At 60.1% G+C, this 22,600-nt stretch carries 22 protein-coding genes and 7 pseudogenes; 17 read left to right on the top strand and 12 right to left on the bottom strand.

Translation table 11 applies throughout. The features are described from left to right. The first annotated feature begins 215 nt into the window (after window positions 1-215). From DDE75_RS03030 to rpiB, 5 genes are read left to right on the top strand one after another with little or no spacing between them, the layout of a single operon-like run. Window positions 216-965 carry a FadR/GntR family transcriptional regulator gene (locus DDE75_RS03030; RefSeq protein WP_211659285.1) on the top strand — a complete coding sequence of 250 codons (750 nt, stop codon included), beginning with the start codon at window positions 216-218 and terminating at the stop codon, window positions 963-965. 23 nt (window positions 966-988) lie between these two features. Beyond that, window positions 989-1,975 (top strand): TRAP transporter substrate-binding protein, encoded by a 987-nt coding sequence (locus tag DDE75_RS03025; RefSeq protein ID WP_108500934.1) that lies wholly within the window; start codon window positions 989-991, stop codon window positions 1,973-1,975. A gap of 49 nt (window positions 1,976-2,024) precedes the next feature. Continuing rightward, window positions 2,025-2,483: a TRAP transporter small permease gene (locus DDE75_RS03020; RefSeq protein WP_108500933.1), complete on the top strand. Its 459-nt coding sequence runs from the start codon at window positions 2,025-2,027 to the stop codon at window positions 2,481-2,483. Then, window positions 2,483-3,757 (top strand): TRAP transporter large permease, encoded by a 1,275-nt coding sequence (locus tag DDE75_RS03015; RefSeq protein ID WP_108500932.1) that lies wholly within the window; start codon window positions 2,483-2,485, stop codon window positions 3,755-3,757. Before DDE75_RS03020 ends, DDE75_RS03015 begins: the two co-directional genes overlap by 1 nt. A gap of 20 nt (window positions 3,758-3,777) precedes the next feature. After that, window positions 3,778-4,224 (top strand): ribose 5-phosphate isomerase B, encoded by a 447-nt coding sequence (rpiB, locus tag DDE75_RS03010; protein ID WP_108500931.1) that lies wholly within the window; start codon window positions 3,778-3,780, stop codon window positions 4,222-4,224. A gap of 274 nt (window positions 4,225-4,498) precedes the next feature. Here the strand turns inward: rpiB and DDE75_RS17855 are convergent. After that, window positions 4,499-4,912 (bottom strand): annotated as a pseudogene (locus DDE75_RS17855) (IS3 family transposase); the annotation flags it as partial. Between the two features lie 137 nt (window positions 4,913-5,049). On the opposite strand from DDE75_RS17855, the gene DDE75_RS17200 reads away from it, so the two are divergent. After that, on the top strand, window positions 5,050-5,412 hold the full coding sequence (locus DDE75_RS17200) for a DUF2059 domain-containing protein (protein WP_211659283.1): 363 nt from the start codon (window positions 5,050-5,052) through the stop codon (window positions 5,410-5,412). After that, window positions 5,373-6,020, top strand: coding sequence for a hypothetical protein (locus tag DDE75_RS17195; protein WP_162798886.1), 648 nt, complete (start codon window positions 5,373-5,375; stop codon window positions 6,018-6,020). The genes DDE75_RS17200 and DDE75_RS17195 overlap by 40 nt, the downstream gene beginning before the upstream one ends. Before the next feature lie 157 nt (window positions 6,021-6,177). On the opposite strand, the gene DDE75_RS17850 is transcribed toward DDE75_RS17195, so the two are convergent. Next, a complete protein-coding gene (locus DDE75_RS17850) occupies window positions 6,178-6,345 on the bottom strand; it encodes a hypothetical protein (RefSeq protein WP_418304172.1) in 168 nt (55 codons plus the stop codon). Window positions 6,346-6,698: 353 nt separating this feature from the next. On the opposite strand from DDE75_RS17850, the pseudogene DDE75_RS02995 reads away from it, so the two are divergent. Continuing rightward, window positions 6,699-7,905, top strand: a pseudogene (locus tag DDE75_RS02995) (IS3 family transposase). Between the two features lie 63 nt (window positions 7,906-7,968). On the opposite strand, the pseudogene DDE75_RS17845 reads toward DDE75_RS02995, so the two are convergent. From DDE75_RS17845 to DDE75_RS02975, 5 genes and pseudogenes are all read right to left on the bottom strand, one after another. Further along, window positions 7,969-8,155: pseudogene (locus DDE75_RS17845) on the bottom strand (hypothetical protein); the annotation flags it as partial. A gap of 105 nt (window positions 8,156-8,260) precedes the next feature. Further along, complete coding sequence (locus tag DDE75_RS02990) at window positions 8,261-9,157, bottom strand: NaeI family type II restriction endonuclease (protein ID WP_108500928.1); 897 nt, start codon at window positions 9,155-9,157, stop codon at window positions 8,261-8,263. Then, entirely contained in the window at window positions 9,154-10,113 is a 960-nt protein-coding gene (locus tag DDE75_RS02985) for a DNA cytosine methyltransferase (protein ID WP_108500927.1), read from the bottom strand. Before DDE75_RS02985 ends, DDE75_RS02990 begins: the two co-directional genes overlap by 4 nt. Before the next feature lie 205 nt (window positions 10,114-10,318). Next, entirely contained in the window at window positions 10,319-10,621 is a 303-nt protein-coding gene (locus tag DDE75_RS02980; RefSeq protein ID WP_245894600.1) for a very short patch repair endonuclease, read from the bottom strand. Window positions 10,622-10,796: 175 nt separating this feature from the next. Then, a pseudogene (locus DDE75_RS02975) lies at window positions 10,797-11,234 on the bottom strand (IS5 family transposase); the annotation flags it as partial. Window positions 11,235-11,297: 63 nt separating this feature from the next. Here DDE75_RS02975 and DDE75_RS02970 point away from each other — a divergent pair. Together DDE75_RS02970 and DDE75_RS02965 are read left to right on the top strand one after the other, a co-directional pair. Further along, window positions 11,298-12,326: an IS110 family RNA-guided transposase gene (locus DDE75_RS02970; protein WP_108500926.1), complete on the top strand. Its 1,029-nt coding sequence runs from the start codon at window positions 11,298-11,300 to the stop codon at window positions 12,324-12,326. 180 nt (window positions 12,327-12,506) lie between these two features. Next, a complete protein-coding gene (locus DDE75_RS02965; RefSeq protein WP_211659282.1) occupies window positions 12,507-13,442 on the top strand; it encodes a hypothetical protein in 936 nt (311 codons plus the stop codon). A 343-nt stretch (window positions 13,443-13,785) separates the two neighbouring features. Here DDE75_RS02965 and DDE75_RS17480 read toward each other — a convergent pair whose 3' ends face one another. After that, window positions 13,786-13,923 carry a hypothetical protein gene (locus tag DDE75_RS17480; RefSeq protein ID WP_211659281.1) on the bottom strand — a complete coding sequence of 46 codons (138 nt, stop codon included), beginning with the start codon at window positions 13,921-13,923 and terminating at the stop codon, window positions 13,786-13,788. Between the two features lie 325 nt (window positions 13,924-14,248). Here DDE75_RS17480 and DDE75_RS17475 point away from each other — a divergent pair. From DDE75_RS17475 to DDE75_RS17190, 4 genes and pseudogenes are all read left to right on the top strand, one after another. Continuing rightward, window positions 14,249-14,335, top strand: a pseudogene (locus DDE75_RS17475) (ATP-binding protein); the annotation flags it as partial. Between the two features lie 22 nt (window positions 14,336-14,357). Then, window positions 14,358-15,025: pseudogene (locus DDE75_RS17840) on the top strand (PrpF domain-containing protein). Continuing rightward, entirely contained in the window at window positions 14,994-15,260 is a 267-nt protein-coding gene (locus tag DDE75_RS17835; protein WP_162798884.1) for a PrpF domain-containing protein, read from the top strand. The pseudogene DDE75_RS17840 and the gene DDE75_RS17835 overlap by 32 nt, the downstream one beginning before the upstream one ends. Before the next feature lie 201 nt (window positions 15,261-15,461). Beyond that, window positions 15,462-15,599 carry a hypothetical protein gene (locus tag DDE75_RS17190; RefSeq protein ID WP_162798883.1) on the top strand — a complete coding sequence of 46 codons (138 nt, stop codon included), beginning with the start codon at window positions 15,462-15,464 and terminating at the stop codon, window positions 15,597-15,599. 178 nt (window positions 15,600-15,777) lie between these two features. Here the strand turns inward: DDE75_RS17190 and DDE75_RS02930 are convergent, their stop codons facing one another. The 3 genes from DDE75_RS02930 to DDE75_RS02920 all read right to left on the bottom strand — a co-directional run bounded on the left by DDE75_RS02930 (window position 15,778) and on the right by DDE75_RS02920 (window position 19,027). Beyond that, complete coding sequence (locus DDE75_RS02930; protein WP_108500922.1) at window positions 15,778-16,665, bottom strand: amidohydrolase family protein; 888 nt, start codon at window positions 16,663-16,665, stop codon at window positions 15,778-15,780. Continuing rightward, on the bottom strand, window positions 16,665-17,687 hold the full coding sequence (locus DDE75_RS02925) for an amidohydrolase family protein (protein ID WP_108500921.1): 1,023 nt from the start codon (window positions 17,685-17,687) through the stop codon (window positions 16,665-16,667). Before DDE75_RS02925 ends, DDE75_RS02930 begins: the two co-directional genes overlap by 1 nt. Window positions 17,688-17,776: 89 nt before the next feature. Further along, complete coding sequence (locus DDE75_RS02920) at window positions 17,777-19,027, bottom strand: LysR family transcriptional regulator (RefSeq protein WP_108500920.1); 1,251 nt, start codon at window positions 19,025-19,027, stop codon at window positions 17,777-17,779. Between the two features lie 209 nt (window positions 19,028-19,236). Between DDE75_RS02920 and dctA the strand changes: the two genes are divergently transcribed. From dctA to DDE75_RS02905, 3 genes are read left to right on the top strand one after another with little or no spacing between them, the layout of a single operon-like run. Continuing rightward, entirely contained in the window at window positions 19,237-20,559 is a 1,323-nt protein-coding gene (dctA, locus tag DDE75_RS02915; protein ID WP_108500919.1) for a C4-dicarboxylate transporter DctA, read from the top strand. Window positions 20,560-20,578: 19 nt separating this feature from the next. Then, window positions 20,579-21,250: a 4-carboxy-4-hydroxy-2-oxoadipate aldolase/oxaloacetate decarboxylase gene (locus DDE75_RS02910; RefSeq protein ID WP_108500918.1), complete on the top strand. Its 672-nt coding sequence runs from the start codon at window positions 20,579-20,581 to the stop codon at window positions 21,248-21,250. Next, entirely contained in the window at window positions 21,243-22,304 is a 1,062-nt protein-coding gene (locus DDE75_RS02905; RefSeq protein WP_108500917.1) for a 4-oxalomesaconate tautomerase, read from the top strand. The genes DDE75_RS02910 and DDE75_RS02905 overlap by 8 nt, the downstream gene beginning before the upstream one ends. A 115-nt stretch (window positions 22,305-22,419) precedes the next feature. Here the strand turns inward: DDE75_RS02905 and DDE75_RS02900 are convergent. Beyond that, a pseudogene (locus DDE75_RS02900) lies at window positions 22,420-22,600 on the bottom strand (IS3 family transposase); the annotation flags it as partial.

The following is a 22,600-nucleotide window of genomic DNA, read 5'->3' as shown; positions in this document are numbered from 1 at the left end:
CTCACCAAGTCACCAGATCAAATAATTGGTCTTACCAATCTTGTGATCTTCCCCGCACAGGAAATTCCAAATAACTATATGATATTAATAATTTTATAAAGTTCTTATCATCAACGCACCTCGCTTTTGCGGGGGGTTCTACTGGATAATTGAAAGGGTCGTTGACGGTTCTCTGAGATTGGTAAGAACATTGCCTTACCACGGGAGGGGTGCAGGTGAACGAATGTCCGGAGAGCGATGCCCAACAGAACGGTTCGGACCGTGTCGTATCCTATTTCAAGGAACGTATTTTGAAAGGAGAACTGAAGGTCGGCGACCGGGTAATGCCCGAACGCGAACTTGCGCAGCATCTGGACGTTGGTCGTCCATTGCTGCGCGAGGTGATGAAATCTCTTGTCATGCTGGGGTTCCTCAACGTGCGGCAAGGCAGTGGAACCTATATTGCCAAGGCCGACATTCGTGTGTTGTCGGATTTCTTCACCTTTTGTCTGTCCCAGGAACAGGATGTTCTCGAGGACGTGATGCAGGCACGGATGGCCATCGAATGCCAAGCGATACGGCTGGCTTGTGAACGTGCCAATGAATCAGATCTGGCGCGAATTGGGCAGTGGCTGGGGACTCTGATCGACACGCTAACCGACCCAGAGGCCGGTGGGCGCGCCGATTTCATGTTCCACCAGTCTATCGTCGCGGCCAGTCATAGCCGTGCTCTGACGACCCTTTACGGCGCGATGGCAGAACTGTTGCACCGCAGCCATGTCCAACGCCGTGCCACCACCTACAGAAATCCAGAAATTGTCCGGGTTCTGGTCGATGCGCACCGGGAGGTGTTCCTGTCGATCGTAGCCAAGGACCCTGATCAGGCCGACCGCCGCCTGCGCGACCACTTTGCCATCGGAGACGAACTGCGTCGCCGTAGCCTCATCGAAACGTATCGAGGCGCCCCCGCGAAACAGACAAACTGAACCATCCCAGGGAGGGGACAACTATGTTTATCAAGACCGGACGGCTTCTGGCAATTGCCGCCATCACACTGACCGCCATCCCGGCATTTGCGCAAGATCTACGCTATGCCCATGTCGGTGCCGAGGGGGATATACAAACCCGCTATGCCGCTGAGGCTGCCGAAGAGATCGCGACAGCGACTGACGGCGCCGTGACGGTGCAGGTCTTCCCGGCCAGCCAGCTGGGCGGCGTGTCGGAAATAGTCGGCGGCGTGCAGATGGGCTCGATCCAGATGGGGCATCACGATTTCGCATCGCTTGCGCAGATGATGCCGGACGTGTCGGTGTTCAACGCGCCTTTCATATATCGCGATGGCGCGCATGCTCTGGCCGCAACCGACCCCGCGACATCCCCCGCATTGCAAGAGATCAACGAGCAGCTGGTCGAACAAGGCGGCGTGCGGATTATCGGTCGCATCTATCGCGGCGCACGCCACATCTCGTCGAACTTTGAGGTCAAGTCGCCCGATGATCTAGCAGGCAAGCCATTCCGCGCCGTGCCGTTGGACCTGTGGGTTTCGATGGTAACGGGCTTTGGCGCGACGCCGACCCCAGTCGAAGTGGCCGAACTGCCAACCGCGCTGATGACCGGTCTCGTCGTCGGACAGGAGAACCCGCTGACCATGATCACCTCGAATAGCCTGCATGAGGTGCAGAGCCATGTCGCGATGACCGGGCACATGCAGTCGGTGCTGGCCGTGTTCGTCAACGAGAGCGTCTGGCAGGGCCTGTCGCAGGAAAATCGCACGCAGATCACCCAGGTGCTGGACGCCAAGGCCGAAGAGTCACTGGTCTGGGCGCAGGAATCGGAAGCAGAGTTGGTTGCCGAGCTGACCGAGAAGGGCATGACCGTCGTCACCGAAGAGGGCGGCCTGGACATCGACGCCTTCCGTGAGCGTGTTCTGGCTCAGATCAGCGGCGATTTCCCCAGTTATCAGCCCTATATCGAGCAGATCATGGCGGTCGAATGATCAAGATCCGGTCGGCCTCCGGGCCGACCACCACCCGGGGGGAACTATAATGCGCAAGCTGCTGGAAATTGTCTGCGTGCTGCTGCTGGCCGCATTGGTTGCGGTGCCTTTCATCCAGATCATCGCCCGCGAGGTCATCGGATCTGCCATCGTTGGCGCCGAGGAACTGACGCGCTTTCTTCTGATCTGCACGGTCTTCGCTGCTTACCCGCTGGTTGTCGCCAGCCACGAGAACATTGTCATGTCAGAATTATTGGACAACCTGCCGAGCCGTCTACACCGCGCCCTGCGTTTCGTGATCGCGGCTGCGGGGTTTGCGACCTGCGGATTTTTGGCATGGGTCGCGTTCCAAAACATCCTAGGTAACATGCGCGGCGCAACACCCACGCTTAAGATCCCTTTCTGGGTTTTCATGGGGGCCACGACCTTCGGCTTTGCCGGTTCCTGTCTTGTTCATTTCCTTCAGCTACGCAAACCCGATGCGGATCAAGGTTCGGTGGCACTCTGATGGGCATTGCATTGATCGTTATTTTCCTTGGGCTGTTCGTTCTAGGCTTCCCCGTTGTCTATGCCATCCTGATCCCCGCCATCGGATATGTGCTGGTCGAGGGGTTGCCACTCGGCCTGCTTACGCAGCGAGTGACCTACGCGCTGGACAGCTTTCCGCTGGTTGCAGTGCCAGTCTTCATCTTCGTGGGTAACCTGATGAACCTCGCGGGCGTCACCGACCGCATCTTTCGTTTTGCCGACACTTTGGTGGGGCGATTGCCGGGCGGACTAGCGCAAGTGAACATCTTTTCCAGCCTGATCTTTTCGGGCATGTCCGGCGCGGCGCTAGCCGATGTGGGTGGCCTTGGCCGGATCGAGATCGCGGCAATGCGCAAACGCGGTTTTTCCGCCCCCTTCGCGGGAGCGGTCACTGCAGCGTCAGCCGTCGTTGGGCCGATCTTTCCGCCCAGCATCCCGCTGATCGTCTATGGGTCGGTGACCAGCGTCTCGATCGTGCAACTGCTTCTGGCCGGGATCGTGCCCGCGCTGATTTGTATCGTCCTGCTGATGATCACCGCCGCCATTCTCGCCATCGTCCACAAGATGCCGCGCGCCCACCGTGCCCCGACCCTCCGCGAAATTGGAGCTGACCTGTTTCCCGCCCTACCCGCGCTGTTCGCGCCGGTTTTGATGATATCGGGCATGCTGCTGGGCCTGTTCACGCCGACCGAAGCCGCAGCCGTCACCGTCGCCTATGTCCTGCTGATCAGTGGCCTGTTCTATCGCGAACTGACCTGGTCGCATCTGTGGAACGCCATGCTGATGACGGTCCGCAGCACCAGCGCGATTCTGATCATCGTTGCAGTCGCGTCGCTGTTCGGCTGGATTCTGGCGGTCGAGCAGATTCCCCAAGATTTTGCCCTGTGGATCCTGCAGTTCGCGGACAGTCCCGCCGTGCTGCTGATCATTGCCAACCTGATCTTCTTCATCGCAGGAATGTTCCTGGACAGCACCACCGCGACGCTACTGGTGGTGCCGGTCATCGCGCCACCGATGGTTCTGGCCGGCGTCGATCCGGTCCATCTGGGAATTATAGTGATCTTCAACCTGATGTTGGGCTTGCTGACGCCCCCCATGGGCCTGTCACTGTTCCTTATCTGCGACATTGCCAGGATCACCTTGCGCCAGCTGCTGAGGGCATTGCTGCCCTTCTACGTGCCGCTGCTAGCAACACTGGCAATCATCACCTTCCATGCCGAATTGGTGCTGTGGCTGCCTAGTCTTCTTCGATAACTCTCCGAAAGGTATAAGATATGCGTATTGTCATTGGATCAGATCACGCAGGCTTCCCGCTTAAGGCCACGGTTGTGTCTCACATCCGTGAGTTGGGTCACGAGGTCGAGGATGTCGGCTCTCATGACGATCAACCGGTCGATTTTCCTGACATCGCCCAACTCGTGACCGGTGCGGTTGCTAACGGCGGGGCAGAGCGGGGCCTGCTGGTATGTGGGACGGGTGTTGGAGCATCAATTGCAGCAAACAAGGTCAAGGGTATCCGTGCAGCGGTTTGCCATGATGTCCACTCGGCCCATCAATGCGTCGAGCATGACGACGTCAACGTAATGTGCATTGGCGCACAAATCGTTGGGCCTTGGCTGGCGCTGGACCTGATCGATTCATACCTGAAGGCCGAATTCTCTACAAATGAGGATTTCCGTCGGCGGGTTGAAAAACTTCATCAAATGGACGCTGAGTGCTGAGGCGTGCGGGCACGATAACAATGTCTCGTGCCCGAGGGCCTACAGGGCCTGCAGCAGTCGGCTGCAACCGGTGGTGTTTGGAGAGCCAGATGGCTGCGGTGTGATGAAAGATTTTCAACTGAACGCCATCTCGATCTATTGAATACCGTTCGACCTATTGAATACCGTATAGAAGTCGATAACCATTGCGAAGAAAGCGAACCCCTCCGGCGTCCGGATGTAGGTAATATTATTCGACCATAGTCCACGGACCAATGGTGGGCATGGTCTCGTCCCAAACTTTATCTGGCGCTTTGACATTAAACTGCCGATCAATGCCTCGCCGGTTCTCTTGAACCGGCGGCGTTCACCGGAGCGATGCAGACCACGACCAACGGCTAGCCACCATAACCAGCGGGTCGGTGTTTATAGCTGATTTGCGTTTTGATCCCTGTAGTTTTGCCAGTCGGGGAACGTGGTTCGGACAGATACTTTCGCCATGTTCGACCAGATCGTCATGCAGCTTATGGTATCCGTAGAACATGCCGCTCTTTACCCAAACCTTTACAGCAACTCAGACCGGCGTCTGCCTTCCTGCGCCCGTCCGTTCCAGCGCTGCCTTCAGCCATGACTAGAACCCGCTCGGCTGGACGCGCAGGCAGCAGCACATCGCACAGACGGAAAACTGACCCCGACGCTCAGCCATGAAATTCGACATGACATGGGGCGATAGCTGGGATTTCTCCCCACCTTGGCACACAGATTCTGTCGGGGGAGGGGCGGTTACATCGTTAGAGCCCCCGTGCATTATCATTGACCGAAATTCGATCATCACGATATAATGAGTTGTTCAATAAAAAGGCATTAACTATGAAATTGATTTTAACTTCTGCCGCCTTAGTGGCAGGGCTATTCGTGGCTGGACCGGCCGCAGCAAAACCGTCTGAATGCAGTCTTGTCGTAGCGAAGCGGGATATTTTTTCCGGAACTTGCGAATTCGTTAGTAGCCCCGACGGGACGGGAAGTTTCACCCTGACCTCACCCACTGGTTATTTTGTTTACGTCAATATCTATCCGGAAGAGGTGCTTGGATACTGGAATGGATTAACGAAAGAGTCTCGCGCTCACGATGACCTTGGCTCGCTGATCCGAGAGGACGCCGATCCCGCATGCTGGTCGAATGGTTATGCGCGGGTGTGTGCTCGATGAAAACGGATGAAATGACTGTCGTTTTTGGAAAGGCGTCAGCTGTTACCCGAAGCACTGCTTCGCACGTAACGGGAACAGTCAGAACATACGCGAATGATGTATCTGGAGATATTCGAACACAACAAGTCGATGAAGAGCGCGCTCTGATTGTTCTCGAAAGCGGCCGAGAGGTTCCCGTTCGTATCGTGTCGAGTGAGGCTGTGATGAGGGATGGCGGTGAATATGCGCTGCTGATTTACAAGGATCAGCCGATTATGATCGGAGGGGTTAATAGCGGATCGCGCAAGGAGCTTGAGACTCACTCGGATGATGAAAGAAATTCGCCACCTAGCAATGCCCCTACCCTCCTCGCATTCCCTTTCTTTGTCGTAGCTGCATTAGCCATCCCGTTCGGGGCCTTCCATATGAATGAGGGTTCCGCAAGCGATGGTCAAATTTTCACTTTGTTTGTCGGTGTTGCGGCTTTAATTTTTGCGATGACTCTTGTTCTTGCAAACATGAGCCGGAAAGAATCTTGGAAGGATAGCGTAGAGCAATCGGACAAAGATCGGGAAAAGATACTCATTAGCCGCATTGAAGAATATCTCGCCGGCAGAAAAATTGCCTAGCAACTGTATCCCTCGTGCGGTCGAAGACGTCCATTTCTGACGATTTTTACATAGGCCGTTTTCTAGATTGACCAGTTTCCGGGCGACCGCCGTTATGATGACCTTGTGCGGTTTGCCAGCTTTTCGCAATTGATCCGTAAAGGTCTTTATGGCTGGGTTATAATGCGCGGCGACCAGTGCAGCTTGGAACCTCACATACCTCAGAGCACGGCGACTGCCTGCAATGTTCCGCTTTCCCGCGAAGGGTTCCACCGTCATGCGCCACGGGGGCGAGCCCTACGAGAGCTGCAGCGTGTTCGCCAGTGATGGTGCCAAGTTCAGGCATTTCGGCAATCAGCATTGTGCTGGCCACTGGTCCGATCCCAGGGATGGAGCGCAGAGCATCAGCGGTCTCTGCCAGCAAATCATCGCTGGATATGTCGGCCCTGATCCTGTCTTCCAAAGCCTTGATATGCAGTCGAGCCTTCAGGTCAGTATCGATGCTGTTAAAGATCTCTGCTATGCTAAGCTTCTGATGTGCGTGTATGTGCGCTGACCTGCCCCCCGCGAAATCCCTCACCGTGATGTAGAGTCTGCCCGACCTTGAAGGAGCAGACGAATGCGAAAGAGCCGTTTCACCGATGAGGAGGGACCGTGGCCCCAGTGGGGCCGCGTAAGCCCGACGAACAGATTATCGGGATGATCAAGGAACAGGGTCGACGCACTGCGTCGACGGGATGCCGACGGCGGAGGTATGCCGCCGGCACGGGCTGAGTCCGGCCACGTTCTACAAGCTGAAGTCCAAATACGGCGGCATGGAGGTGTCCGAGGCTGCCAGGCTGAAGGCGCTGGAATGAGGCGCAAGCGCCATGGGTCCGAGCGCCGCGCCGAATGAGAACGCCAAGCTGAAGCGCCTGCTGGCCGATACTATGCTCGACAACGTGGTCCTGAAAGATCTTCTGGGAACGAGCTGACGACGCTGACCAAGCGGCGAGAGGCAGCTCTCAGAGCGATGCGGGATCACGACATCTCGCAGCGCCGGGCCTGCCGGCTTGTCGGTGTCGATCCCAAGACGGTCCGGCGCGAACGCCCGCCGGATTGCCCCGAGGTCCGCAAGGAGATGCAGGAGATCGCCGGCAAGCGGCGTCGGTTCGGCTATCGTCGGATCGGCGTCCTGCTCGAACGCAAGGGCATGATCATGAACCACAAGAAGCTGTATCGGCTCTATCGGGAGGAAGGGCTATCGGTGAAGCGACGACGTGGCCGCAAGCGGGCCCGCGGCACACGCACACCGATGCCGGAGGCGGCGCGCCCAAATGCGCGCTGGTCGCTGGACTTTCTGTCGGACAGCTTCGGTGCTTCACGCAAGTTCCGCATCCTGGCGGTGATCGACGATTGCTGCCGCGAAAACCTGTGCCTGATGGCTACACCAGTATCTCGGGAGCCCGTGTCGCCCGCGAGCTGGATGCACTGGTGCGGGTCTACGGAAAACCAAGTTGCATCGTCAGTGACAATGGGACGGAGTTCACAAGCCGGGCCATCCTGAGATGGGCCGACCAGAGCGATGTGCCGTGGCATTACATCGACCCTGAAAACCGCAGCATCGAGCCATGTGTCCGCCACTGGTCCAAGGACCATGGCAAGGGCCTTTATCGAGTCGTTCAACGGCAGCCTGCGCGACGAGCTATTGAACGAGGAGATCTTTGACACCTTGGACGATGCCCGGCGAAAGCTGGCGCTATGGCGATATGACTACAACGCCGTCAGGCCGCATTCGTCGCTCAGAAACCAGACGCCACTGCAAGCGCGCCGAGCGCTTGAGCTATTTGAGGGCTCCGCGCCCGGCGCGCTTGCCCACGCCAAAACCCATGACTATCAAAATCAAACCCGCAGACTCTCGTTATGAACGAGGGACCCGCAGGGGGCAGGTCATGTCGCGAACCTAATTGGTGGTCGCTCAGGCTTAAAATGCAACGGGTATATTCGGCTTTACCGAGAGTATGTAGTCCGCTTGCTGGCCCTTCCCCGGCTGACGAGTCGGCCACGGCGATGATACGACCCTTCGTGAAGCTTACCTCTTCGCTAATCTGCGTAATTTCAAACCAGCCAGACCGGCGGAGAGCACGCGTTCTCCACAAGTTAATTTTGAGCAACACCCAGGTATGCGCAGGAGGGCGACCTCCATGGTCTGAGCAGACGCAGATTGTTACCAGTCAAATACTTAGCCGCACCGCAAAAAGATGACAGAAGTAATCCCGTTTTCAGGGCACCGACCATCCGCGTTGCGCGCAGATGTGCCTCTCTGCCGGAGTAACAGCGTGAGAGATGAACTCGCTTTGGGTAGTGGGAGGGAGACCTAGCACGCGGATCAGTGCGGCGTCCTTCTTTCCGTGAAGTAGTAGAATTTTCTGCTGTCTGAGCCGGTCTCTCGCGCCGAGAGTGCTGCGCTTCTTGTCAGAGCGGATCCGGCGCATGAAATCCTGTTGGTCTCCTCCTGCCTCTTCTATGATCCGGCGCGCAACGGGCCGATCAAGGACCCCAGCAAAAAGGGTGACGATGCGGTCGTTCCCGGACTGCCCACTGAAAACATCGTCTACCAAGGCAGGAGGCAGGGTCCTCCAAAAGTTCTGAGGGCAAGGCACCGCGTTGAGAAGCCAATAGATCTGTTGGAAGCCGACCGAGGAAAGGGACTTCTTGGCGTCCCTGTTCGCGCCTGAGGTGAGATTTGCCGCATGGGCTACCACAAGGCCAAGGAAGCATTGTGATTTAGCTTCATCGATCGCGGCAACTAGACATACATGACCCACAGCTTCCTTCGGGATCATCCAATTATTGCCGATAGTGAACTTCAGGTCCACGTCGCGGTTCCTGACAACGAAATCCAACCGTCCCTTCGGCAAGTTGAGTTTTGCCCTAGTAAGAATTTCGATCTTGGTGCCGAGGTATGTCTTTTCTGTTTTCTCCAATTCTTCATATGAGCGGCGTCGAGTGCGCGGGGTGTCTACTACCTCATCGACAGCGTCACGAAGCATCTTCGGGAACCAAGCCGCTAGTTCTCGTTGCCCTCCTGCGCGTCCGAATATATCGTCCGCTATGTCGAGGAGCATGTGGAAGTCAGGGTGGCCGGGAACTATTATAGAAGGTGGTATGGCTTTCATGCGACGGCGTAGATTTTTCTTGAAGTAATCGCGAGGCTGAGTTGTTTCGCGACGGCCGCGGCAACCGGCGGTGGGAAAGCGTTTCCGACCTGACGGTAAGCGTTAGTCTTTTTCCCAAAGAACTGCCAGTCATCTGGAAAGCCTTGGATCCGAGCCACCATCCGGACAGTGAGCCGCGGCATGCCAACGAAATCTGGAGCCGGAGCCTCCTCAGCGATTGTCTTGCCGTTCACGCCGAGGGTTTCCCATGCCTTTCGCGCCCTTGTCGGACCGAGGTCTGGGCCTCCGTGCTTCTTAGATCCGCCAACGATAGTCGGCGCAATGTCGTCGGCCCGCTGCGCCCAGGCTGATGCGCCCGGCCAACCGTTCGCCTCCATAAGGTCCTTTAAGGTTTGACCTACGGTAGGCGGGTTGTGATGTAGCTCTTCGGGCCAGCGGAAATTATCTGACAGGTCTTTTCTGACGGCTACAATGATGACCCGAGGTCGAAGCTGAGGGACGCCGAAGTGGGACGCGTTCAGAAGCCGCCACTCGGCTTCGTAGCCTAGCTTTCCTAGCTGCCTCTTCAGGCTGGATCGGTAGTCGATAAACGCAGCATCCAGGAAGCCGCGGACGTTCTCGAGCATCACAGCCTGAGGACGGCTCTCATCGACGAGCCGAACGGCTTCAGGGAAAAGGTCACGCTCATCGTTAGCCCCGAGTTGCTTGCCGGCCTTCGAGAATGGCGGGCACGGCACTCCTCCAGCAACCAGATCTACCCCTGCATATGGTTTACCTGAAAACTCGCGCAAATCGCCCTCAACGACCTTCCAATCTGGGCGGTTGAGGCGCAGGGTCTGACAAGCGTGCTGGTCGATCTCGACGAGGGCGTTGTGATCGAATCCAGCTTGTTCAAGGCCTAAGGCTTGTCCACCGGCGCCTGCACAAACCTCGATTGAGGATAGCGTGTTCTTCATTTGTCCCCCGCGAGATTCTTGCGGGGATTGAATCATACTCTGGAAGAATGTTCCATATGAAAAGGATTCAAGTGCGACAAGAAGTTCCCGGCTACAGCTTCGCGAAGGTCCGCAACTTCGACCTCAGCACTTCAAGATCTTTGACCTCGCACTCCCAGATCGTCAGGATCGACCAGCCCATGCCCTGAAGGGAACGCATGTGCTCCTAGTCCCTCTCCCTGTTTCTCAGCAGCTTCGTGTTCCAGTAGCCCAAGTTCGACTTTGGTGCATGTGCTCGCTTGCACGCAGGATCATCGTGGACATGCCAGTAGCACCCGTGGACAAAGATTGCGGCCTTCCTTGGCCGCATCACGATGTCTGGCTTTCCAGGAAGCTCCTTAGCATGGACCCGGTAGCGGAAACCCATGGCATGCAGGGTCTTCCGGACGATCATCTCTGGCTTCGTGTTCGTGCTGCGGATCCTTGACGTCAGGACGCTGCGCTTTTCGGGTGTCAACGTGTCGGCCATGGGCGGGATATAAGCTAGTTGCTTCACAATAATAAGGTCCACCTTTCGGCGGGCCTGTGCGAACAAACACTGTCCCGGTCTCGGTCTCTGTTTTGGTGTGGCCCGCGAGGTTCGCGCTAGTTGTCGCGATCAGGGTGCAGACCCCGAATTCGCTAGGATCCAGACTCATTGAGTTTCAGAGCCAGAACAAGGCTGTTGCGGCGAGCATGATCGCAGAGAAGAACGTTTCCGGGCACCGGTCGTATCGGGTCGCGACGCGCCGCCAATCCTTCAGACGGCCGAACATGATCTCGATGCGGCTGCGGCGTTTGTAGCGCCGCTTGTCGTGTTTGACGGCCTTTTTGCGGGAGGTCCGTCCGGGGATACAGACCTTTATCCCCTTGTCTCTCAAAGTCTCTCTAAACCAATCAGCGTCATAGCCTCTAACAGCCACAAGCCAACCCGCCTTCGGCAGGCTGCCTAGCAGAGTTGCCGCGCCGGTATAATCGCTGCCCTGGCCAGCCAACATGTAGAACCCGATCGGCCGCCCTTTGGCATCGGCGACAGCGTGCAGCTTGGTGTTCATGCCGCCTTTCGTTCGACCGATCTGGCGACCGCGCCCCCCTTTATGGACGGCCCGCCCCTCCCGCCGATCACCGTGTAGGATGTCGGCGTTCAATGGAGGAAGGAGCGGATCATGAGCATTGTGATCGTTGGCGTCGACCTGGGCAAGAATAGCTGCAGTATCGTCGGTCTCGCCTGCATGGGGACAGTGACAGTGCGACGGCGATTGCGTCGTGACGGCGTCATCGCCTTCGCATCGAAGCTGCCGGCCCGCATCATGGCTATGGAGGCGTGTTGCGGCGCTCATCACATGGGACGGACGCTGGCAGCACTGGGGCATGAGGTCCGGTTGATGTCGCCGGTATATGTTCGGCCTTACGTAAAGGCGCAGAAGAATGATGATCGCGACGCCGAGGCAATTGCCGAAGCGGCAACTCGTCCCACCATGCGCTTTGTCGAACTCAAGAGCGAGGAGCAGCTCGATGTCCCGACGCTGCATCGGGTGCGGGATCGGCTGGTCGGAGAACGCACGTCGCTGACCAACCAGATCAGGAGCCTTCTGCTGGAACGGGGACATGTCGTGGCACAGGGCCATGCCCGGTTGCGTCACTTGCTCGCTGACCTGCTGGACCCCGCCACGGGCAGCCTCAGTGCCCGCATGGCTTTCCTGCTCGGCGACATGCGCACGCGGTGGGACGAGCTTGATCGCCGCATTGCCGCTTTTGACGCCGAGTTCGCGGCCATGGCTCGAACCGATGAGCGAGCACGGCGGCTGACAGGCATTCCGGGCATCGGTGCGCTGAATGCCACCGCATTGGTCGCCGCTGTCGGCAACGCCGCGACATTCACGAAAGGACGCGATCTGGCCGCCTGGCTGGGTCTGGTGCCGAGGCAGGCGACAACAGGAGGCAAACCGAAGCTGCTAGGGATCACGAAGCGCGGCAGTCAATACCTGCGCAAGATGCTGATCCAAGGCGCGCGATCTGCCATGCCAACATTGGCGAAAGCGAATACTGCGATAGGCGCTTGGCTGCGTGCGCTGCTTGTGCGCACCCACCCCAACGTCGCTGTCGTCGCCCTCGCCGCGAAGATGGCCCGCACTGTCTGGGCGCTTCTGCGGCACGGGCGAAACTATGAAACCGTGCCGCAGATGGCGCTTTAAGGAACACGCGCTCGGGCGAATACAGCCGGGCGCAACAAGCTGCGAGTGGTGGAAGGAAGATGGCCTGACAGTTGATCGGCGTTGCAAAAACCTCCGGCGAAAAATGGTCCCCCGAGGCCGGCCCCTTTATGAGGATTGTGACGCGCGGATCTCCATCTTGGCGGCGGTCTTTGTGCCGACATGCCGGATACGTTTGTGCAGACTGATCATGTCATCAAAAATTGCCGCTTGCAGACGGGGCGGGCCATACGTTTTCACCCCAAGGCTCGACGCCATGCGGTGCGCCTTGAGATATGTGAAACCGTCGCGCAGGTGCTGGACTATGCCTCGTGGGTCAGAACCCTGACGACGCCCAAAATCTATGACCGCGCCGAGAAATACCTAGGGAAGCGCTTGGCAACTGCCTTCCTCGATCATTTCGGCGAGGCGATCCCGGAGCGACTGAACGCCAGCCATTCCATGCTGAACGGCGCCAGCGAACTCGACCCCGCCTCTCGCCGAATCGTGGAATACCTGTCGGAAGAACATGGCGTCGCGATCAATACCGTCTTCTTGAACGTTTTCGAGGTCGATGGCCAGGAGTGGCTGACGACTGACTTCCTGCTGGACCAGGAAGCGGTGGAGAAGCGATCGGAACGCAAGGTCCGCGCCCCATGGTCGGGCTACTACTTTGTCAATGCCGGTCTGGGTGAACATCGCTCCTGGGCAGACATGAAACGATATGGCTTCATCTCGGCTGGAGGCGGCGAGTTCTACTCGAAGCGGCTATACCAGCTGAGCGCCGGTGATGAGGTTTTCGTCTATGACAAGGGTAACGGCTATATCGGCTATGGCATCGTGACAGCCGAGGCCTTTCCTGCGACCGAGTTTGTGACGCCTGATGGCCCACTCTTCGACCAGCCGCTGTCCGAGATCCGAATGAAGCGCCTTGGCGAGCCGCCGGAAAATGCAGAGCACGTCGTCGGGATCAAATGGCAGAAAACTGTCGATCCGGCCCAGGCCAAGCGCTTCAAAGGGGCGTTTGCGAACCAGAACATCGTCTGCAAGCTACGAGATGAAGCGACGGTGGACTTCCTGGTCGAACAGTTTGGGGCCACTCGACCGAGCATGGGGTGACGCCTTGACGGGCCGTCCTGCCACTGAGCTCTCCTCCAGCTGCGTCCGAAATCCGGTTTGTTCGCTATGCCTACCGAAATTGGAGTGCGCGGTGTGCGCATCGAGCCGCGCGTGCCCTGCCATGGTGTCCAGATCCCGGCGAAGAAGAACAAGGGCCGCGTTTCGTCCAGCGCGAACCAGTGCAGCGGCTTGCGCTTCGTCACTGGATCTGGCCATGCTCCATATTCGGAGAAAGCCGTCGCCGGCACGATGCAGCGATGGGCAACCCCGAGCCACGGCCGCCAATGCGGGCTGGCGGTGTTGCGGATGTTCGTGACGCCGGTATCTGGGGCGTTCGGCGCCTTCAGGAACTGTGGCGGCGCGGCATGCCCCAGATCAGGGATGCCAGTTCGCGACCGCCGTCCTTGTTGCGGATCACGGGGGCCGGCCGATCCGGATAGACATTGAGCGATGGCTCGAGGTTGCCGAGGCTGTCGGACACCATGCCGACGATGTCGCGACCTCCACATAGGGACAAAGAATAAACATATAACATTGAGTCCCGTCCGAACAGAAGCTCGACACTGCCATGTCTGCGCCTCTCTCCGATCCGGCTCTCGTAGCGCGGCACCATCGGATCGCGGCGATCGAGGGCGATTATACCGCGCCGAATGTGGTGCTGCCCTTCGGCATGGCCGATCTCGACCGCCGCCTGCCAAAGGGCGGACTAGCAGTCGGTTGTCTGCACGAGGTGGCGGGCGGCGGCAATGGCGCCGTCAATGGCGCGGCTGCGGCCTGCTTCGCGGCGGGGATCGCCGCACGTCTACCTGATGCGCCTCGACTTCGTCATCCTGAACGAACTGGGCTATCTGCCCTTCGCCCAGTCCGGCGGTCAGCTGCTGTTCCACTTGATCAAGCTCGCGCAGCGACGCCGACGTGGATTACACCTTCGCGCAGATCGGGGTCGCGATCGTCGAACACGCGGGCAACTGTGGAAACATGTCCTCGACCATCGGCCCCTTCGCGGTGGAGGAGGAGCTTGTCCCATGCCCCACCAATGGTGAAACGGTCGTCCGCATCCACAAAACGAACACGGGCAAGGTTATCTCCGCGCGGTTCCAAGTTAAGGACGGGCTTCCGGTGACGGCGGGAGATTTCAAGCTGGAAGGGATATCGGGGACCGCCTCGCCGATCCGGCTGGAGTTTCTCGACCCCGGCGGTCCAAGACGGGCAAGCTTTTGCCGACTGGCCATCCCGTGGACAGGATTGACGTTCCCGACCTCGGCCCGATCGAAGCGAGCCTCGTCGATGCATCGAACCCCTTCGTCTTCATCGCCGCTGATTCCGTAAGCATGACCGGATCCGAGATGCCGAAGGACATCAATGCCGATGCGGGTCTGATGGTCAAGCTGGAGGCGATCAGAGTGCGTGCATCGGCGATGATGGGCCTGACGCCTGATCTGGATGCCGCCGCCGCGATGGTCAGCATCCCAAAAATCGCAGTTCTGGCTGCGCCTGTGGCGACCTCTACCTTGGAGGAACGAGAAGTGAATCCGGACGAATTCGACATCCTTGCGAACGATCTCCGTCGGACAGGCGCATAACGCCATTCCGCTGACAGGCGCACTGTGCCTTGCCGCAGCGATCCGGACAGAGGGAACGATTGCCAACAAGCGATCCCTTGCGGGCGCAGGGCCAATTCGGATCGGGCACCCCTCCGGAACCATAAGCGTCGATGCCGACACCTCGTGCGACGTGGGAGGGATGCTCGTCCGCCACGCAACCGTATTACGAACCGCTCGACGTCTTTTTGAAGGACAGGTCATCTACGAAATTTAGAAAAACGTAGATGCAAATCGAGCAACCTGTCGGCTGCTAGCCGATGATACCGCTACGATCCAGATGCGGGCGATGCGTGACATTGCAAGTGTCATGTAAGGCGGGTTGGGCAAATCTAGAACCGGTGTTGGGCGTCTATCCAGAACGTGCCACCCCGATGGTCCACAACGGCACAAGCGGTCGCGAGATGGCGCGACTCACATGGGGGATGCCGACCCGCTGCACTTTCTGAAAACGACGGATGCGCCCGATACCGATGTCACCAACATCCGCAATATTGGCGGCGGTGTCTCGAAGTCAAAGGATTCCAGCGAACGGCGGAGATATCCCATCCGCTGAACGCGCGGCGAGCACCATCCACGCTAACACAGCGCTGGCGTCCACCACTTATCAACTCCTTCGATAAGTCGTCATGATCGGCTTCAATGCGGTTGATACAACTCGTGGATGGCGACTGTGCGCCATGAACAATGCATGGCCGCCATCCACGAAGGAAGTGATCTATCAGATGGGGCGGTTATGGCCAGTAGATCCGCATCGGATTGTCCACGAGCAACTTGCGTTGAAGTTCCTCGGTCGGCGCAATCCGAGGAATGATGTTCACCAATTCGCCATCATCGGGCATGTGGGTGGTCATGTTGGGATGCGGCCAGTCCGTCCCCCACAGGACACGGTCCGGAAACCGCTCGACCAGTTTGCGTGCGAACGGAATGACATCGTGGTAATCCGGCGGGCCCGAACGGGACAAGCGCTCGGGGCAGCTCACTTTGCTCACGATGTTCTCGTGCTCGTCCATCAGTTGCTGGAAGCGGCTGAATTCCGGTCCGTCGAGCGGCTTCGTGACATCCGGGCGACCCATGTGATCGACGACTACGGTCGTGGGAAGCGAGGTGAAGAAGTCCCACTTTTCGTCCAGATCGGAGGCTTCGAAATAGATAACGACGTGCCAGCCCAGCGGGGCGATCCGCTCGATGATGGAGTGGTAGTAGGCATCGGGCTTCGGATCGACCAAGCGGCGCACGAAATTGAAACGCACCCCGCGCACCCCGGCTTCGTGCAATTCCGCCAACTCCTCGGCGCTGACGGTATCGCGCACCGTGGCGACCCCGCGCGCCATGCCGCCCGAGGCGCGCAGCGAGTCGACCAGCGCGCGGTTGTCGGCACCGTGGCAGGTGGCCTGCACGATCACATTACGCTCGAAGCCAAGGAAATCGCGCAGGGCGAACAGCTTGTCCTTGCCCGCATCGCAGGGCGTGTATTTCCGTTCCGGCGCAAAGGGGAAGACGTCCCCCGGACCAAAGACATGGCAATGGGCATCCACCGCACCGGCCGGGGGTCGGAAGGACGGTTTGCTCGGATGCGGATCGAAGCACAGCCAATCCGGATCCATGGTGAACGCGCCCATCAAAGCCCCCTCGCCGTCAGTTGCGCATCAAGGCGCGGATAGACGCGCCGTGCGTTCAGTTCGAACACCTTGCGCTTGTCGGCCTCGGGAATCGCCAGTGCGTCGACATAGCGTTTGGTGTCGTCGAAATACTGGCCGGTCTCGGGGTCGATCCCGCGCACCGCGCCGACCATCTCGGACCCGAAAAGGATATTGTCGATGTCGATCACCTTGAACAGAAGGTCGATGCCCGGCTGATGATAGACGCAGGTGTCGAAGAACACGTTCTTCATCACATGTTCGGCCAGCGGCGGGCGTTTTAGCATGTCGGCCAGCCCCCGATAACGGCCCCAGTGATACGGCACGCCGCCGCCGCCGTGCGGAATGATGAACTTCAGTTCGGGGAAGTCCCGGAACAGATCGCCTTCCAGAAACTGCATGAAGGCGATGGTGTCGGCCGCGATGTAATAGGCCCCTGTCGCATGCATCGCGCAGTTGCAGCTGCCCGAGACGTGGATCATGGCGGGCACGTCCAGCTCCACCATCTTTTCGAAGAAGGGATACCAGGCGCGGTCGGTCAACGGCGGTGCACTGAAGCTGCCGCCCGAGGGGTCGGGGTTCAGGTTGCAGCCGACAAAGCCCAGTTCGGTCACGCAGCGTTCCAGTTCGTCGATCGAGGTTTCGATCAACACACCGGGTGTCTGGGGCAGCTGGCAGACGCCGATGAAGGTTTCGGGATAAAGATCGACGACGCGCTTGATGAGGTCGTTCGACCGGCGCGCCCAGACCTTCGCCGCCGGCTGGTCGCCCACATGCGGCGCCATGGCCGAAGCGCGGGGCGAGAAAATCGTCATGTCCGCGCCGCGCTCGCGCAGCAGGCGCAGCTGGTTCGCCTCGATCGTCTCGCGGATCTCGTCGTCGGAGATGCTGGGATAGGCGGGATCGATGTCGCCCCCCGTGCGGATGGCGTCTTCCTGTCCCTTGCGCCAGGCCGTGTGCGCGGCAGGTGCCGTGGTGTAATGTCCATGGCAATCGATGATCATGGTGTCGCTCCCCTCCTCCAACTGGCATGGGGAGGCGAACTCCCATCGGCTCCCCCGCACCTGATCAGGTTTAGCGGCGCGGCCCCGATTCAGGCATATCGGAACGGCTTCCCGTCCATTGGTTTTCCTGAATTCCATTCATTAGTGATGCCGCGGAACATGTCCACGAAGGCCGATTGCAGCTGCGTCGGCCGCCAATCCGTGCGCACCGTCAGCCCCAGTTTGCGGTGCGGCGTTTCGGTGGCACGCCCGATCTCCACCAGCAGCTCGGCACGCCGCTCGAACACGAACTGGTCGCGCGACATGAGGGTCAGCCAGTCATCCTCCAGCATCATCCCGCGGCTGATGACAAGGCTGTTCGTCTCGATATGCCTGGAGGGTGCGGCCAGACCCTTCTCCGCGAACATCGCCTCCCACAAGTGGCGCGCGGGGGCGGCGGCAGTGGCGACGATCCACGGGAAATCCAGAAGGCGCGTGAAGTCGAGGTCTTCGGACGTCGCAAGCGGATGGCCCGTCCGTCCGACGATCACGGGATCGTCGGTGAACAGCGCCTCTTGCATGATGTCCTTGGCCGGTGCCGGATCGCGTAGCGCCCCGATCAGCAGGTCCACCTGACCCGACCTCAAGCCAGCCAGAAGGTCCGAATAAGGCCCCTCGACGATGCCGATACGGGCGGTGGGATAGGTTCGCGAAAAGCGCGACAGGGCGCGCGGAACAAGGATCGACTGGGCCATGGGCAGCGTGCCGATCGTAACCTGGCCCGCCCCTTCCTCCCGAAGGGCCGCGAGTTCGTCCAGGCCTGCCCGAAGTTCGGCAAAGGCCAATCGGGCAAAGCGAAGAAGAACGGTTGCGGCCAGTGTGGGCTGCACCGTGCGCCCCTGCCGGGTCAGAAGCAGCAGCCCCAGCAACTGTTCCAGATCGCGGGCCGAGCGGTGCAGCGCGGGCTCCGACAGCCCGGTCAGCCCCGAGGCGAGCGCGAAACTGCCCGCTTGGTCGACGGTGGTCAGGGTGCGCAGATGGCCATAGGTGATCCGCCGCTCGATATGCGGGAGGGGCGGCAGTCGGGCCGCGCGGCGGACGCTTTGCCCTCCCCGCGCGATATAGCCGAGCGCACGGTCGGCCCGCTCCGCTATCAGATTGCCAGCACGGGTCGGTTGCACGCCGCCCGGTTGCCGGTCCAGAAGCTGGTGACCAAGCTGCGCCTCCAGCTTTGCGATCGCCTGCGTGATGGCGGGCTGCGACAGGTTCATGACCTGCGCGGCCTTGCTGATGCTGCCCAGACGGCCCGCCGCGCTGACCGCTTGCAGATGGCGAAGGTTCATGTCCGGAAGAATGTCCATGTGCGGGACTTAACCACGGCTTATGGGGCGCGCGCAATTCCACTTTGCGTTTTCAGACCGCTCCGTCTCATGTCGAAGACGGAGGTGAACGAAGCGCCACCCTGCCGGAGGGGCGGGACGGCGCGTCGTTCAAACGACACCGGAGGTGTCATGGAGGCGCCGGATCGGTGCAGAGGCCCGTCAGTGCGGGCCTGAGGGAGGAACGACACGTGACACATGCAGACGTCAGCACACCCGCGCCCAGAGGTGCGCCGAGACGGTTCGGGGTTCTGGGCCAGCTTTGGTTCCAGGTCCTCGCGGGGACGCTGATCGGCATCGCGCTTGGCCATTTCGCGCCGGGGATCGGCGTTGCGATGAAGCCTTTCGGCGACGCCTTCATCAAACTGATCAAGATGATGATCGGGCCGATCATCTTCGTGACAGTGGTCCACGGCATCGCCGGCATGAACGACATGAAAAGCGTCGGTCGCATGGCGCTGAAGTCGCTGATCTATTTCGAGGTGATCACCACACTCGCCCTGGTGTTCGGGCTGGTCGCGGTGAACCTCTGGAAACCGGGCGCGGGGATGAACATCGACCCGTCCACTCTGAACGCGGACGCGATCCAGTCCTATGTCGCGACCGCGCACGACCAGTCGATGACGGCCTATATCCTGAACATCATCCCGACCACCTTCGTCAGCGCCTTCACCGAAGGGCATGTGCTGCAAGTTCTGTTCATTGCCGTGCTGTTCGGCATCGCTTTGGCTGCGTTGGGCGAAAAGGGCAAGCCCGTCTATTCCGTGATCGACAGCGCATCGCAGGGCTTTTTCCGCATCATCGGCTACATCATGTATTTCGCCCCGCTTGGCGCGTTCGGGGCCATCGCCTTTACCGTGGGACAGTTCGGCACCGCGTCACTGCTGTCTTTGGGAGAGCTGATCATACAGTTCTTCATCGTCTGCGCGGCCTTCACGGCCATCGTCTTCGGCGGCATCGCCTGGTGGTGCAATGTCAGCCTGTGGCGCCTGATGGGTTACCTCAAGGACGAGATCGTCATCGTCGCCGCCACCACCTCCACCGAAACCGTGCTGCCGCGGGTTGTCCAGAAGATGCGGGCCGTAGGGTGCGAGGAGTCGGTCGTGGGCTTCGTCATTCCGGCGGGCTACTCCTTCAACCTCGACGGGACCTGCCTTTATTTGACCACGGTTGCGGTGTTCCTTGCGCAGGCGACCAACACCCCCCTGACCATCTGGCACGAGCTGACGCTGATCGGCGTGCTGCTGCTGACCTCCAAGGGTGCGGCCGGCGTCGCAGGTGCGGCCTTCGTCGTGCTCGCCGCCACGCTGAACACCACGGGGGTGATCCCCGTCGCCAGCATCGCGCTGATCCTCGGCATCCACCGGATCCTCGCCGAGGGCCTGACCTTCGTGAACCTCATCGGCAACGCGCTCGCCACGATCGTCATCTCGAAATGGGAAGGCAAGCTCGACGAGCGTGTCCTTGCGGACACCGTCGGCAACGCCCGTGCCCGCCGACTTCAACAGCTCTGACATAAGAAGGAACCATCCAATGGGTATCGTTGTCCAGAACGTCGAACGCGCATCGTCCGACATCATCGACCGTCTTGCCGCCGCCGGAGTCGCCACCGTGCACGAGGCGCAGGACCGCCGAGGCATGCTTGGCAGCCACATGCGCCCGATCTATGCCGGTGCGCAGATTGCGGGGTCGGCGGTGACCATTTCCGCCCCGCCCGGCGACAACTGGATGCTGCATGTCGCGATCGAGCAGTTGCAGGAGGGCGACATCCTTGTCCTCGCGCCCACCTCGCCCTGCGACAACGGCTATTTCGGCGACCTTCTGGCAACGTCGGCGATGGCGCGGGGATGCCGGGGGCTGGTGATCGACGCGGGCGTCCGGGACGTGCGCGACCTGACGGCGATGGGCTTTCCGGTATGGTCCAAGGCGGTGTCGGCGCAGGGCACGGTGAAAGAGACGCTCGGGTCGGTCAACGTGCCCGTGGTCTGTGCCGGCGCGGCGGTTGAGGCGGGCGACATCATCGTTGCCGACGATGACGGCGTCTGCGTCGTGAAGCGCGCCGAAGCGGAAGAGGTGCTCGCCGCCGTAGAGAAACGCCTTGCCGCCGAGGAGGCGAAACGCACGCGCCTGGCCGCTGGGGATCTTGGTCTCGACATCTACGACATGCGGCCGAAGCTGGAAAAGAAGGGGCTGCGCTATGTCTGAGGGCATTCCCTGTCTCTGGATGCGCGGCGGCTCGTCCAAGGGCGCCTACTTCCTTGCCTCGGACATGCCGCAGGATGTGGCCGCGCGCGACGCGTTGCTGCTGCGGATCATGGGCTCACCCGACCCGCGCCAGATCGACGGGATCGGCGGGGCGGACCCGCTGACCTCCAAGGTGGCCATCCTGTCGCGATCGTCGCGCGAGGATGCCGATGTGGATTACCTGTTCCTGCAGGTCTTCCCCGATCAGGCGCTGGTCAGCGACAAGCAGAACTGCGGCAACATCCTTGCCGGCGTCGGCCCCGCCGCGATCGAGCGTGGCATGATACCGCCCGCGGGCGACGTGACCCCCGTGCGCATCCACATGGTCAATACCGGCGAGGTCGCGGTCGCGAAGATGGAAACCCCGAACGGCCGCGTGCACTATGACGGAACGGCCGTCATCGCCGGTGTGCCGAAAAGCCACGCGGCCGTGCCGCTCATGTTCCAGAACATCGCAGGCTCCATGTGCGGCGCATTGCTTCCGACGGGGAACGAGGTGGACGTGATCGACGGCGTGGAGGCCACGCTGATCGACAACGGGATGCCCTGCGTAATCCTGCGTGCCGCAGACTTCGGCTTGTCCGGAACCGAAACGCGTGAGGATCTGGAGGGCAACGGGCCGTTGAAAAAGCGGCTTGAGGCCATCCGTCTTCAGGCTGGCCCGATGATGAACCTCGGCGATGTGGCGGAGGCATCTGTGCCGAAGATGACCCTCGTCTCTGCTCCGACCGCAGGCGGGCACTTGTCCACCCGCAGCTTCATCCCCCACCGCGTTCATGCCTCTGTCGGGGTGCTGGCGGCGGTCACGGTCGCCACGGCGGCGCGGCTCGGCTCCGGTCCGGCAGCCGATGTCGCGACGCATCCCGACGGCGGGCTTTACGAGGTGGAACACCCGTCGGGGATGATGGAGGTGCTGCTGGATCTGGATACGAACGGCGCGGTGCAGGGTGCGGGCGTCGTCCGCACGGCGCGGAAGCTGTTCGAGGGGCACGTCTTCCCCGCCCCCGAAGCATGATCGAACGGCGGCACCCCGAAAGGTGCCGCCGCATTTTCACGGCAGCGGCAGCCCGAGGAACACGGCAAACAGGAAGTGAACCACGCCGGGTTTGCCGGAGGCTGATTTCGGTTAGTTACGCGGCCACGGCTTCTGTTTCCATAGTGGCGTAGAAGTTTGCCTCTGCTTTTGCCGGCGGGATGTTCCCGATCGGCTCGAGCAGGCGACGGTTGTTGAACCAGTCGACCCATTCGAGGGCGGCATATTCGACGGCCTCGAAGTTGCACCAAGGACCGCGACGGTGGATGACCTCGGCC

This window comes from Paracoccus indicus (assembly GCF_003056335.1).
Classification (GTDB): Bacteria; Pseudomonadota; Alphaproteobacteria; order Rhodobacterales; family Rhodobacteraceae; genus Paracoccus; species Paracoccus indicus.
Note: the sequence above shows the minus strand (reverse complement) of the source record. Positions and strands in the feature narration are given on the sequence as shown.

Excerpts from the sequence above, each read along its gene's own strand:
- DDE75_RS17850 (WP_418304172.1), bottom strand. The coding sequence starts at position 6,345 with ATGCCTGAACTTGGCACCATCACTGGCGAACACGCTGCAGCTCTCGTA.
- DDE75_RS02910 (WP_108500918.1), top strand. The coding sequence starts at position 20,579 with ATGGGTATCGTTGTCCAGAACGTCGAACGCGCATCGTCCGACATCATC.
- DDE75_RS02925 (WP_108500921.1), bottom strand. The coding sequence starts at position 17,687 with ATGATCATCGATTGCCATGGACATTACACCACGGCACCTGCCGCGCAC.
- DDE75_RS17190 (WP_162798883.1), top strand. The coding sequence starts at position 15,462 with ATGGGGGATGCCGACCCGCTGCACTTTCTGAAAACGACGGATGCGCCC.
- rpiB (WP_108500931.1), top strand. The coding sequence starts at position 3,778 with ATGCGTATTGTCATTGGATCAGATCACGCAGGCTTCCCGCTTAAGGCC.
- DDE75_RS02970 (WP_108500926.1), top strand. The coding sequence starts at position 11,298 with ATGAGCATTGTGATCGTTGGCGTCGACCTGGGCAAGAATAGCTGCAGT.
- DDE75_RS02990 (WP_108500928.1), bottom strand. The coding sequence starts at position 9,157 with ATGAAAGCCATACCACCTTCTATAATAGTTCCCGGCCACCCTGACTTC.
- DDE75_RS03020 (WP_108500933.1), top strand. The coding sequence starts at position 2,025 with ATGCGCAAGCTGCTGGAAATTGTCTGCGTGCTGCTGCTGGCCGCATTG.
- DDE75_RS02980 (WP_245894600.1), bottom strand. The coding sequence starts at position 10,621 with ATGGCCGACACGTTGACACCCGAAAAGCGCAGCGTCCTGACGTCAAGG.
- DDE75_RS02985 (WP_108500927.1), bottom strand. The coding sequence starts at position 10,113 with ATGAAGAACACGCTATCCTCAATCGAGGTTTGTGCAGGCGCCGGTGGA.
- DDE75_RS02920 (WP_108500920.1), bottom strand. The coding sequence starts at position 19,027 with ATGGACATTCTTCCGGACATGAACCTTCGCCATCTGCAAGCGGTCAGC.
- DDE75_RS02965 (WP_211659282.1), top strand. The coding sequence starts at position 12,507 with ATGCCGGATACGTTTGTGCAGACTGATCATGTCATCAAAAATTGCCGC.
- DDE75_RS02905 (WP_108500917.1), top strand. The coding sequence starts at position 21,243 with ATGTCTGAGGGCATTCCCTGTCTCTGGATGCGCGGCGGCTCGTCCAAG.
- DDE75_RS03015 (WP_108500932.1), top strand. The coding sequence starts at position 2,483 with ATGGGCATTGCATTGATCGTTATTTTCCTTGGGCTGTTCGTTCTAGGC.
- DDE75_RS02930 (WP_108500922.1), bottom strand. The coding sequence starts at position 16,665 with ATGGGCGCGTTCACCATGGATCCGGATTGGCTGTGCTTCGATCCGCAT.
- DDE75_RS17195 (WP_162798886.1), top strand. The coding sequence starts at position 5,373 with ATGCTGGTCGAATGGTTATGCGCGGGTGTGTGCTCGATGAAAACGGAT.
- DDE75_RS03025 (WP_108500934.1), top strand. The coding sequence starts at position 989 with ATGTTTATCAAGACCGGACGGCTTCTGGCAATTGCCGCCATCACACTG.